Consider the following 13,228-nt stretch of genomic DNA (forward strand, 5'->3'; position numbering starts at 1 on the left):
TTAACAGCCTGTTGTAGCTCTTTGCGCAATAAATCATTTATTTTGTCTGGATTGAATAGAGCTTGAGCAAAATCTTTGGTAAAATCATTCATGAAGGAGTTCTTCTTTCTGTATGTGTTTTTTTGTTCAAACCAATCATACGAGAAAGGAACTCCTTTTTCTAATGTTTAAAGAAATAAATTTAAGGAATCATTCATCCTTACACAAACTATTTTACAGTCTCCCTAATAGCACTGATTACGCTAAAAATGTACATTTATAAACAAATATAATTTCTTATTATTTAATATAAGTGTATGTTGAGAATATTAAAATAGTCTATTCATTTTTTACATAATTTTATATAGGCTATAATAGACTATAAGTTACTTGAAAGGATCGAATGCTTGTGAATATTAATTTAGGAGAAGAAATTTCTCGTAGAAGACGTGAACAGAAACTAACACAGGAAGATTTGGCTGAGCTAAGTGATCTTTCTGTAAATTTTATTTCACGTGTGGAAAGGACTAAGGACCAAAACATTAGTATTCAGAAGCTTGATTCTATTGCCAAAGCTTTGAATACTACTACACCCGATATCATTAACAATGCCTATCGTGCTAAAAAAATCAAGCCTGAAAAAATTCATGATAACAATACACCCGTTTTCATGAAAAAAGTTATTAACGAATTAAGAAAATTACCAGAACCTAAGGCTGAACGCGTATGTAAGTCTTTGATCACCCTTCTAAAAGAAATGAATAATTAACAAAAACGTGCTGTTTATTCCGAAAAAACAGCACGTTTTTGTTAGTCATCAAACTTTGATCCTTGGACTTGGATCGACTCAATAGTTATATCTTCTAGTGGTTTATCCATTTTATCTTTTTTCGACTTAGCAATTTTATCAACTACATCCATGCCTGTAATTACTTGTCCAAAGACCGTATGACGACCGTCAAGCCATGGAGTTCCGCCTTGCTTATAAGCATGAATAATTTCCTTTGGATAGCCTGCGGGTTCCATCTGTTTTATGTAACGCTTAGGCATATTCTTGTTTTGAACGATAAAAAATTGACTACCATTAGTGTTAGGGCCTGAATTAGCCATCGATAATGCTCCGCGAATATTAAAAAGTTCTCGTGAAAGTTCATCTTCAAATGGATGCCCCCAAATGCTTTCACCACCAGTGCCATTTCCTTCAGGATCTCCACCTTGAATCATAAAGTCGCTAATTACGCGGTGAAAAATAGTACCATCATAATAGCCTTTTTGAGCTAAACGAATAAAATTTTCAACCGTCATTGGAGCTTGTTCTGGAAAAAGTTGAATTTTTATTTCACCTTGATTGGTTTTCAATACAGCTGTTGGTCCCTGTTGATTTTCTAAATTTAATTGTGGATATTTCAATATTTTTCTCCTAAAATCAGTTTTAATTTTTAGGTAAAAAATAAGAGGCAGTTAACCCTACCTCCTATTTTTTACATCATTACTTTTAAGCATTAAAAGCATCAGTAAGAGGTGGAACAACCTGCTTCTTACGTGATACTACACCAGGTAATTTAACTTCTGAATCACTAAGTTGCTTATTAAATGCTTTTTCGAATAATGACTTAGTCTCATCAGAGCCAACAACTAAAGCTTCTGAATCTGAGTCAAGAATGTTAGTAATTAAAAGCATAAACATATCATAACCATTATCCTTAGATGAAGCATCCATTGCCTTTAAAAAGGCTTCCTTACGTTCTAACGCTTCAGGTAAGTCAACAACATTGATTTGTGCAACACGGACGTTGTGACCATTTAATTCAAAGCTCTTGGCATCTAAATCAATCAATTCTTCTTCTGACTTGTCACTGATGTTAGTACCAGCCTTAAGCATTGCTAAGCCGTATTCCTTGTAATCTACGCCAGCAATCTTAGCCAATGCTTCTACAGCCTTTTTATCCTTATCTGTAGTAGTTGGTGATTTAAGAAGTAAAGTATCTGAAATAATAGCTGAAAGCATTAAACCAGCGTAGTTTTCTGGAATTTCAATGCCAAATTCATTGAACATTCTCCAAACAATGGTTGAAGTACAGCCTACAGGTTCTGCACGGTAATATAATGGATCAGCGGTATTAAAATTCATTATTCTATGGTGATCCACAACATGAGTAACCTTAACTTTGTCAATATCTGAAACACTTTGTTGTGGTTCATTGTGGTCAACCAACATAACAGATTTAACTTCTGGAGCAGCTTCTTTAATTACACGAGGTGCTTTAAAGCCGAATTTTTTAAGAGCATATGCAGTTTCATCATTAGGCTCACCCAAGGCAACGGCTTCAGTGTTGTAACCTAACTTGTTTTGCAAATATGAAAATGCAATAGCAGTGCCAATTGCATCAGTATCTGGATTTTGGTGTCCAAAAACAAATTCTTTTTCCATTAAATAAATTGCCTCTTTTTCTAATTATTTTATTTAATTTCTTCACTTAATAGTTTACTAAAATTATTGTTCCTATCCAAGTTATTGTCTAAGAAAATCTGTAATTCCGTTAGTAATTTCTTCATCCTAGGAACATCTAATTTTCCTCTACGATAAACACAAGCAGTCGTAAACTCAGGCATATTTTTAATATAAACAGGAGTCAAATTAATCTCATCCTTATGCGCATCATAGTAAGTCTGATCTACATAAGTATCAAGATCAGTATTTTCTGCAATTTTGATCATTTCCTTAGTAGATGCAATTTTAAACGGAGTAACGAGATCAATCTTTTTACTAAAGTTAAGTCGCATTAATCTTGATAAGTAGTAATTCTCCGGATATGCAACCCACTTTCTGTTGCCAAAACGAGTAACAGAATATGTCCCTCCTGCTTCCACATTATCCTTGTGAGTCAGTACAACAATATGCTCAGGGCAAATATCACGATGATTGTATTGATGACGGAAATTAGCTCCTGTTTTATTAGTAGTATCTGGCATATACATAATCGCCATATCAATCATATTGGAATCAAGTCTGTGCCATAGCTCTTTGCGGTCAAAGTAATCAACGGTAAAAGTTACTTCTGGATACTTTTTATTGAAGTAACGTAAAAATTGGTAGAAAAGATCAACATGTACGGACTCTAGAATACCAATTGAAATATTGCCTTTATCTGACTGGGTATATTCTTGAATGTCACTAATAACACCATTAATGGTATTTAGCAACTCTATCGCTGCTGCTTCCATTTCTTTACCAGCTTCGGTTAGGTATAACTTCTTCCCCATTTGTCCAAATAATGGAGCACCAATAGCGCGTTCCAATTTTTTTACTTGCTGAGTTAAAGCCGGTTGAGTAATACCTAAAATTTGTGCAGCTTGGGTATAATTCATCGTCTCAATCAATTGTAAAAAATAACGCAATGATTTAGCCGATAAAATAGTATCACTTTTAGACATAACGATTATCTCTTTCCTAAAATATTATTTTACGATAAGCCATGTCCCATAACACTGCTATTATCTATCCAAAACAAAACAGTGTCAAAACATATGTCTTAACACTGTTTTTAAAAATTAATATATTGTTTTAGTTAAACTCAAATCTTAATTTTGACTACTAATGGGTCTTCCCAATTCAATACTTACAGGCGTCCCATCAACGGTAGTATCAATAACAAATGAGCCGTTAGAATAACGATCGCCTAATGGATAATCCGTAGTTTTAATATTTACATGACGGTCACTAGAAGTAGTGACATGTAACAAATGATCTTGAGCATATGGCATTAGAGCAACAATTCTATGCGGTTTATTCTTCAATTCCCGCAGTACTAGTACCCCTCGCTTGGCTCTAGAAACTTTATTAACTAGTTTAAGTTTGAATTGCTTAAATGCCCCACGTTGAGTAATTAGCCCAACATGCATTAAATCAACATACTTAGAATCAACTAGGACATAATTTACGATATAATCGTCATCTTTCAAGTTAGCAGATTTAACACCTACTGCTTTAGCTCCTGAAGTTGGTATCTCGCTAACATCATATCTAATTGCATAGGCGCGATGAGTAAATAATGTGATTTCCTTATGATTATCTGATTTGATCAAATCTACCCCAACCACATAACTATCCTTGCCCTTTAACTTGATAGCTGTCATTGCACGTGACTTATAAGTTCTCGTCGGCTGTAAGTTAGCTAACTCCAATTGTTTGATATAACCGTCATTAGTAGCCAGAATAAAGTTGCAATCAGTATTCAATTTATCAAATACAAAGACGCGAATAATTTGCTCATCACTGTCTAATCCAATTTCTTGTGATAGGTGTTGTCCTGTTTCTTTCCATTTGGTTTCAATTAGTTCATGTACTGGACGATAAATGACATTCCCCTTATTGGTAAATAAATACAAGTTAGTCAGGGTAGATAGTGTGTTTTCATAAACTACTTTGTCACCATCTGGTAAACCATTGTCATCATCATTAGTTGACTGATATGAACGTAAAGATGAACGCTTTAAATAGCCATCTCGACTAATTAGTACTCTAACCTGTTCATCAGCAACTAAGGCTTTTTCATCAATTTCAACTTTAGCACTTTCTTCTGAAATTTGAGTTCGACGTGGATTAGCAAATTCTTTCTTGACTGCATTTAACTCTTTAATAATTTCTTTTTCTAAAGTTGCACGATCTGATAATAATTTACGGTATTTTTCGGCCAATTTATTTAACTTGTCTTGTTCAGCAATTAATTCATTAACATCCGTATTAGTTAAACGATAAAGTTGTAAAGAAACAATTGCTTCAGCTTGTTTTTCAGTAAATTTATACTTAGCTATTAAATTCTTCTTAGCATCGGCTTTATTTTTAGAAGCGCGGATGGTTTTAATTACTTGATCCAAAATATCCATGGCATGAATCAAGCCCTGAATAATCTCTAATCTAGCTTCTGCCTTATCTAAGTCAAATTTCGTACGTTTAGTTACAACGTCTTCTTCATGTTCTAAATAAGAAGCTAAAATTCGTTTTAGCCCAACTTGAACAGGAGTCATGTGATCAATAGCGACCATGTTGAAGTTATAAGATACTTGTAAGTCAGTATTTTTAAATAAATAATTTAAAATATTCTGCGCATCAGCATCTTTTTTCAATTCAATCACAATTGACAAACCATGGCGGTCAGTTTCATCACGAACTTCTGCGATTCCATCAATTTCTTTATTCAGACGGATTTCATCTATCTTTTTTACTAATAGTGCTTTGTTAACATCGAATGGAATTTCCGTAGCAACAATTTCTTGCCTATGCCCACGAATTTCTTGAATAGTGGTTTTGGCACGGACTTGAATTCTACCACGTCCTGTCTTATATGCTTCCTTAATTCCCTTAGTCCCCATAACAATAGCACCAGTTGGAAAGTCAGGGCCTTTTACATATTTCATCAAATCTTCAAGAGAAGCATCAGGATGTTTCAATAAATAAATTGTTGCATCAATCACTTCACCTAAGTTATGTGGTGGAATCTCTGTAGCGTAACCAGATGAGATCCCAGTTGATCCATTAACTAATAAGTTAGGAAAGCGTGCAGGTAAGACTGTAGGTTCATACTCAGTATCGTCAAAGTTAAGCACCATGTTTACGGTTTGCTTATCAATATCTTGCAAAAGCATATTAGAGATTTTGCTTAAGCGGGATTCCGTATAACGCATAGCTGCTGGGCCATCACCATCCATTGAACCATTGTTACCATGCATTTCAACTAACGGTTCGCGCATCTTCCAGTCTTGTGATAAGTGCACTAAAGCCCCATAGATTGAGCTGTCACCGTGAGGGTGAAAGTTACCCATGATATTACCGACAGCCTTAGCAGCCTTTTTAAATGGTTTATCATAAGTATTACTATCTTGATACATTGCATAAAGGATACGCCGCTGAACTGGCTTTAAGCCATCTCGAATATCAGGCAAAGCACGTTCTTGAATAATATATTTTGAATATCGTCCAAAACGTTCACCCATTACTTGTTCAAGTGGCATTTCTCGAATTCGTTCTTTTGTGGCCATTAAATTTAAAACCTTCTTTTATTCATCTTCGGATTCTAGAATTGAGCCGTCTTCGCCCATTCTGAATTTAACATTTTCTTCAATCCACTTTCTTCTTGCGGCTACTTTATCACCCATTAAGGTAGTAACTCGTCTCTCAGCAAGAGCAGCATCGTCAATTTTAACTCTGATTAACATTCTCGATTGAGGATCCATAGTAGTAGCCCATAGCTGTTCCGCGTTCATTTCACCTAAACCTTTGAATCGCTGCAGCGAATAGCCACGTCCCATTTTCTTTTCATCATCAGCTAGTTCTTCATCAGTCCATGCATATTGAACTTGCGTCTTTTTGCCTTGACCTTTTTGTAAGCGATAAAGCGGTGGCAGAGCAATATAAACTTTTCCGTGTTCAATCATCGGCCGCATATAACGATAAAAGAATGTTAATAGCAAGATCTGAATGTGAGCACCATCATCGTCGGCGTCAGTCATGATAATGACTTTATCATAATTAGAGTCATCAACATTAAACTCGGTTCCTACACCAGCACCAATGGTATAAATCATAGTATTAATTTCTTCGTTTTTAAAGATATCCTGCAATTTTGCCTTTTGAGTATTTAATACTTTACCACGAAGAGGCAAAATTGCTTGAAATCTTCTGTCTCTACCTTGCTTAGCAGATCCACCAGCTGAATCACCTTCGACCAAGAATAATTCATTCTTTTTAGGATTTCGTGATTGAGCTGGCGTTAATTTACCAGACAAAACTTCTTTTTTTCGTCTCTTTTTACCATTTCTGCTTTCATCACGTGCCTTTTTAGCTGCTTCACGTGCATCCCTAGCCCTTTGAGCCTTCTTAACTAGTTCCTGAGCCAGCTCACCATTTTCCATTAAATAGTAAGACATTTTCTCATAAACAAGTGAATCTACAGCAGAACGTGCTTGTGGAGTACCTAATTTACCCTTAGTCTGTCCTTCAAATTCAAGTAATTCTTCAGGGATTTTAACAGATAAAACCGCGCTAAGCCCTTCACGATAATCAGAACCATCAATATTTTTATCTTTTTTACCTAGTAGACCCTGCTTTTTAGCATAATCGTTAAATGCACGTGTAAATCCACTACGAGCACCTGACTCATGGGTACCACCATCACCAGTTCTAACATTGTTAACAAATGAAACTAAATTTTCTGAATATCCATCACTATATTGACCTGAAAATTCAATTTCCATGCCATCTTGCTTGCCCTCAAAATAAAAGACATCACTAATTGTGCCTTTACCTTCGTTTAAATACTTAACAAATGATTTAATTCCATCATCATACTGAAAAACATCATGATGTTCTGGCTCACGCTCATCTCTTAAGACAAATTTAACCCCTTTAAGTAGAAAAGCAGATTCACGAATTCTCTCCTGAATTGTCTCATACTTATACTTCGTGGTTGAAAAGATAGTCTCATCTGGCTTAAACGTAATGGTAGTCCCTGTTGGCTCTTTTGTCTTTCCTACACACTTTAATGTACCTACCGGATGCCCACCATCTTTAAATTCTTCTTCATAAGCTTTACCATCGCGAACGACTCTAACCTTCATATAACTTGAAAGTGCATTAACAACGGATGAACCTACGCCATGCAACCCGCCTGAAGTTTTATAATTTTGTTCAGTAAACTTACCACCAGCATGTAATACAGTTAAAATAACTTCAATTGTGGGCTTACCCGATTTGTGCATTCCTGTCGGCATACCACGCCCAAAGTCTCTTACAGTAACACTATTATCTGAATGAATGGTTACATCAATTTCTTTACCAAAACCAGCCATGGCTTCGTCGACAGAGTTATCGACGATTTCATACACTAATTGATTAAGACCATGAATATCAGTTGAACCAATATACATACCAGGTCTTTTACGAACGGCTTCTAGGCCATGTAAAATTTGAATTGAAGAATCATCATAAGTATTAGCTTTTGCCACTAAAATTCCTCCACTTGTTCATTAATTTAACCAGCACCATATATTTAAAAGATAATCTTTGCTAAAATAGCGATAGATTAATAGGAGTGTTGTTAAATATGTTTGCATTAAAATTTGCATCGTTGTTTATTTTAGCATACTTGATTGGATCATTCCCAACAGGTGTGTTAGTGGGTAATATCTTTTTTCATAAAGATATTAGGAAATACGGATCAGGAAATATCGGAACGACTAATACCTTTAGAGTATTAGGACCAGCTGCTGGAATCATTGTCTTTATAGTAGATTTTCTCAAAGGAACTTTTGCTACAGTATTACCAATAATTTTTAAACTAGGACCACATTATCTTTGCTTGATTTTTGGCTTAGCTGCAATTTTAGGCCATGCTTTTCCTGTCTTTTTAAAGTTCAAAGGAGGCAAGGCAGTAGCAACTTCCGCTGGATTTTTACTAGGATATAATGTCCATTTTTTCTTGATCTGTGCGTTAATCTTCTTCCCTATCTTATTTATTACAAGTATGGTTTCATTAACTAGTTTGATCTCAGTAGTTCTAATCTTTATTGCTTCATTCTTTTTCCACGATCTTGCCTTGAGCATTATCAGTGGATTGCTCGTAATCTTAATTTACTGGAGTCACCGAAGCAATATTATTCGAATCGAACATCACCAAGAGAATCTGGTTCCATTCGGTCTAGTGTATTGGTATAAAAAGAAACATACTAACTCAAACTAAAATTATAAAACCAGCAAGCATTTAGCTTGTTGGTTTTTGTTTACCTAAATATTATACTTTTGCAAACAAAAGTTCGCAAGTACAAACAAATATTTTTATTTTATTATAATGATCTATTTATTTCAAAATCTTAATTAAATCGTCTTTACTCATTGTTGCATCAGCAATCTGATCATTTTGCAAAATTATATCAGCTAATTCTGCTTTCTTTTGCTGTAAAGCAATGATTCTCTCTTCAATACTGTCTTCTGTAACCATCTTATAAATCTTAACAGAATGCTTTTGACCAATTCTATGAGCTCGATCCGTCGCCTGTTTTTCTGCGGCCAAGTTCCACCAAGGATCATAATGAATTACAACATCAGCACCAGTCAAGTTAATGCCTGTTCCGCCTGCTTTTAATGAAATCAAAAAGACCCCTGGTTGAGCCATTTGATTAAACTTTTGAACTTGTTCTTGACGCTTAGTTTTAGGTGTTGATCCAGTAATAGTAAATAAAGGTAGTCTTAATCTGGCAAGGTTTTCATGCAAAATATCTAGCATAGCTGTGAACTGTGAAAACAATAAAATTTTATGTCCATTTGCTAGATTATTCTTAATCAACTCAATTGTAGCAATTAATTTATTAGACTTGCCGTGATAGTTTTCATAAAGCAAATGAGGATCACAACAAATTTCACGTAATTTAGTAATCTGAGCCAAAATTTGAAAACGTGATCTCTTAAAGTCTTCATCCCCCTGTCCATTTAATTGAACGATAATCTTTTGCGTCTGCATATTATACAAATCAGCTTGTTTCTTATTCATTTTAACAGGCACAATTTCTTCATCTTTGTCAGGTAAGTCACGTAGCACATCTTTTTTTAGACGCCGCAAGATAAAGGGTATTACCATATTAGCTAATTGATCTTCTGCTTCTTTATCTTGCTCTTTAACAATCGGTAATTCATACTTTTTCCTAAAGTCAGGATATGAACCTAAAAAACCTGGCATTAAGTAATCAAAAATACTCCATAACTCGCTCAATTTATTTTCAATCGGTGTTCCTGTTAGAGCTAGTTTATGATGCGCTTTAATGACTTTGACTGTCTTGGCGGTAACTGATTGCTGATTCTTAATATTTTGTGCTTCATCAATTACTTCTACATCAAAAATTAGATTTTGGTACGCTTCTAGATCTCGATTAAGCGATTGATATGAACTGATTAGCAGATCATACTTTTTAGCATCTAAAAGCAATCTCTCTCGTTCTTTTTTAGTGCCATCTAATAGAGCCACATTAAGGCTAGGTGCGAACTTTTTAACTTCTGCCTGCCAATTATAGATAACAGAAGCAGGCGCAACGATTAAGCTAGGTAACTGATTTTGCATTTTTTCTTTGCGAGCTAAAAGAAGACTAATAATCTGCAAGGTTTTACCTAATCCCATCTCATCAGCAAGTAGCCCGCCAAATTTATAATTAACGATAGTGCTTAGCCAATTAAAACCTATCTTCTGATATGGACGCAAAATATTTTGCAAACTAACTGGTATTTGATTTTGCTTCAACTGATTCTTAGCTAAATCATTAATCAGAGTATTAAAGGATTCATTAGTTGAGAAATGCAGTGCATTAGCAGCTTTCATTTGCTTAGCAAAATAAAAGGCACGATATGCTGGTAAATGTAATTTACCGTGAATGAAATCCTTAAAACTAATACCTAAATCATGCAAAGTTTGTGCCAATTGTTCAATTGTCGGTTGTTCTGCCTTAGCTAGCATTCCATTTTTTAAAACAAAATATTTTCGCTTTTCTTGGTAGGCTTTCAAAGCCGCTTGAATGTCTTCCCAGCTCATCTTTTGATCAGCAAGATCGATATCTAATAATTCATTAGTCAGGTTGATACCTACTCCAACATCCAAATTAATCTTTATTCCCTTTAAAAGTGATCTAAAGTTAGCTGTAATTTGTACTTCGCCTAATCGTTTCAACTCATTGATACCATCATCTAGAAAAGCTTGTACGACATCCGAGTCTTCATTGGATAAAACATACCGCCCATGCTGATAATCCCTAAAATATGTATTAATGTGCTTCCATGCTGCGGTCTCTTTTTCAACATCGCGTCGGTCCTCTTCAGTATATCCTTGATTTAACTCGTATTGTGCATCCCCATACTGTACTCGAGCCACACATAAAATACTGCCTACACGATAATCTAATTTAAACAAAAAATGGGCCTCTGGTGGCAAAATAGCTTTCAACTCATCAGTACCAGACACTAATATAAACTTTGTTTGCTCAAATTTAGGCAAAATATTATGTGCAAACTTAGCAACGGTCTTTTTACTAAATTGCATTTCAGCACCAGGCTGCAATCCTAAATTATGCAAAGAAGCAGGCGTAAGACCTATATATTTGATCCATACATCTTTGTAATAGCCATAATACGCATGACTCCCAGTAATTATAGTAGAAACTGGAAGATCCTCTACACTAACTAAAGCAGATGACTTTTGAGTTTCAATTTTAATGTTTAAATCTAGTTGATCAGTTGTATATCCTATAGGCTGCTCATTTGAGTACAACTTTACGCCTTGATAAAGTAAATCATTAACTTCATCGGCCACAGAGTTCTCTAGTGTAATGCGACCAACCTGACTACTGTAATTATAATAAAATTCTTCGTTTAGATTACGAGCATCTATAATTTTTTCAATAAAAGATAACCAGTGTTGACTATCAATATCCATTTTAGCCTGATTTATAGGCTCGTTGAAAAATTTACCTAGCTTTAGAGAAGAGCTGTGTCGGGATGCATCTACTAGTTGATTAAGATCTTTAACTTTATAAAGATGCTTGTTCTTTCCTAATTTAAACGTCAAACTAGGGATGTTATTATACTTATCAATACTTGCCCGCAAAATAATCGGCTCATCATTTTGGGTAGAAGCGTCACTATAAAATTCAAGTAGATCTTCAGCGGCCTGGTTAGTTAAATCAAATGGATCGTCATCAAGATACTCATTAATAAAGTAAAACAGAGCTAATATTCTAACACTATCTTTTTCAATACGGGAAAAATCACTATCAAATTTAATTGATATAATTTGCCAGCGAGTAAATTGCACAGATAATGTAATTAACTCATTGTCCTCTGTTACTATCTCCCAAAAATATTCATATTTACGCATCTTATCATCAAAATGCCGACAACTACTAATCGACCAGTGATCATTAAGTTCCAGTGCCTGATCATAACTTTTTTTGGTAAATTTCATATTGCCAATCAAATTTAAGGGGTTAAGTACTGGGCTTTTATGTGCGATCATTTGCTTAAGATGTTCAGAAATTAAGTCAGCAAAAGGGACTTTAACGTTATGTTCATTTTCTTGTTCGTTTTCTACTGCAAGTAAAGCCGCAACCTCGTGTTTACAGTGAAAATAATATTGAATACAATCATAAATTGCAAAATTTCTTAAGTGTTCATTCAGAGCCTTATCCTGATGCGGATACATTAGTTATTTTCTTTACTAATACTAAATAAAAGACATTGGCCGTATTTACCAATGTCTTTTATCATTTTTCGTTTTCATTAATTCTTAAAGGATATAACCTATCATCATGTCCTGCAGGAGCATCTTCTTCGAGTAACAAATCATGATTAACCAATTCTTTCTTTAGTCGTTTCACCGTATAAGAATTGCAATGCATGTCATCCATTAGCTCTTGATTAGAATAAATAATATACATATTACCGTCAGCATCTACCCATCCATTGGTTTGTGAATCAATCATTCTCATCGTAAATATCATGTATAGGTATCATGCATCGGGGCTTAACTTCTTATACTTGGGATTATGAAAAAATGCTTGTGGTAGCCCATTTTGCTGTTCCGGGTAGTTTCCGCCCTTTTTAAACTTACGAATATTTGTATACATTTTGACCTCTTTAGTAAATTATGCAGGCCATTAAATTAATCAGCAATATTCGCACCTAATGCATTTTTAAAGTGAGCCATTGCCCATTCATCGCCATTTGATGTAAAAGTAGCAACAGCAGAACGTGGAATTGTAATTTCATAGTCTAAATTATATGCCGCAATCGCTGTGTGCAATACACAAATATCAGTACAAACACCAGTTAGTGTCAGGTCATGAATATGGCGTTCACGTAAATAATTATCTAAATTAGTATTTTGAAAAGCTGAATAACGATTTTTATCCATTAATAAAACATGATCATTATCTTTGTTTTCTAAATACCATTTACCCGTTTGACCATATACTTCACGGCCAGCAGTTCCAATAATATTATGCGGTGGATATAATTTAGTTTCAGGGTGATATGGATCATTTTTTAAGTGCGCGTCCATCGGGAAAATCACACAATCTTTATTTTGTAGAAACTGTTTACACAGTTCTGTAATACGTTGATCAATTGCTTGAGCAGGCTTGCCACAAGTAAGAGCTCCATCATCAGCTACAAAGTCTTTACTATAGTCGATAACTAATAACGCTTTTGCCATTA

At 34.7% G+C, this 13,228-nt stretch carries 10 protein-coding genes; 2 read left to right on the top strand and 8 right to left on the bottom strand.

Annotated elements, in window-relative coordinates:
* Positions 1–388: 388 nt before the first annotated feature.
* The gene (locus CP367_RS02205; protein WP_013086385.1) at positions 389–748 is read left to right on the top strand and encodes a helix-turn-helix domain-containing protein; all 360 of its coding nucleotides are present in this window, start codon (positions 389–391) and stop codon (positions 746–748) included.
* A 41-nt stretch (positions 749–789) separates the two neighbouring features.
* Here CP367_RS02205 and CP367_RS02210 read toward each other — a convergent pair whose 3' ends face one another.
* The 5 genes from CP367_RS02210 to parE form a co-directional block, all read right to left on the bottom strand.
* Positions 790–1,389, bottom strand: coding sequence for a peptidylprolyl isomerase (locus CP367_RS02210; RefSeq protein WP_013086386.1), 600 nt, complete (start codon positions 1,387–1,389; stop codon positions 790–792).
* A gap of 85 nt (positions 1,390–1,474) precedes the next feature.
* Positions 1,475–2,410: a manganese-dependent inorganic pyrophosphatase gene (locus CP367_RS02215; protein ID WP_054832972.1), complete on the bottom strand. Its 936-nt coding sequence runs from the start codon at positions 2,408–2,410 to the stop codon at positions 1,475–1,477.
* Between the two features lie 29 nt (positions 2,411–2,439).
* Positions 2,440–3,414: a LysR family transcriptional regulator gene (locus tag CP367_RS02220; RefSeq protein ID WP_061204721.1), complete on the bottom strand. Its 975-nt coding sequence runs from the start codon at positions 3,412–3,414 to the stop codon at positions 2,440–2,442.
* 147 nt (positions 3,415–3,561) lie between these two features.
* Positions 3,562–6,018 (bottom strand): DNA topoisomerase IV subunit A, encoded by a 2,457-nt coding sequence (parC, locus tag CP367_RS02225; RefSeq protein WP_060462510.1) that lies wholly within the window; start codon positions 6,016–6,018, stop codon positions 3,562–3,564.
* Between the two features lie 18 nt (positions 6,019–6,036).
* Positions 6,037–7,983 carry a DNA topoisomerase IV subunit B gene (parE, locus tag CP367_RS02230; protein ID WP_089145760.1) on the bottom strand — a complete coding sequence of 649 codons (1,947 nt, stop codon included), beginning with the start codon at positions 7,981–7,983 and terminating at the stop codon, positions 6,037–6,039.
* A 98-nt stretch (positions 7,984–8,081) separates the two neighbouring features.
* Here parE and plsY point away from each other — a divergent pair, with 98 nt between their 5' ends.
* A complete protein-coding gene (gene plsY / locus CP367_RS02235; protein WP_005719656.1) occupies positions 8,082–8,717 on the top strand; it encodes a glycerol-3-phosphate 1-O-acyltransferase PlsY in 636 nt (211 codons plus the stop codon).
* Positions 8,718–8,834: 117 nt separating this feature from the next.
* Here the strand turns inward: plsY and CP367_RS02240 are convergent, their stop codons facing one another.
* The 3 genes from CP367_RS02240 to CP367_RS02250 form a co-directional block, all read right to left on the bottom strand.
* Positions 8,835–12,215, bottom strand: a complete 3,381-nt coding sequence (locus CP367_RS02240) for a DEAD/DEAH box helicase (RefSeq protein WP_233186469.1) — start codon at positions 12,213–12,215, stop codon at positions 8,835–8,837.
* A 61-nt stretch (positions 12,216–12,276) separates the two neighbouring features.
* Complete coding sequence (locus CP367_RS02245; protein WP_041810979.1) at positions 12,277–12,513, bottom strand: replication initiator protein A; 237 nt, start codon at positions 12,511–12,513, stop codon at positions 12,277–12,279.
* Positions 12,514–12,674: 161 nt separating this feature from the next.
* Complete coding sequence (locus tag CP367_RS02250) at positions 12,675–13,226, bottom strand: cysteine hydrolase family protein (protein WP_065990337.1); 552 nt, start codon at positions 13,224–13,226, stop codon at positions 12,675–12,677.
* Positions 13,227–13,228 lie beyond the last annotated feature (2 nt).

The organism is Lactobacillus sp. UMNPBX16, from assembly GCF_002553775.1.
Lineage (GTDB): Bacteria > Bacillota > Bacilli > Lactobacillales > Lactobacillaceae > Lactobacillus > Lactobacillus crispatus.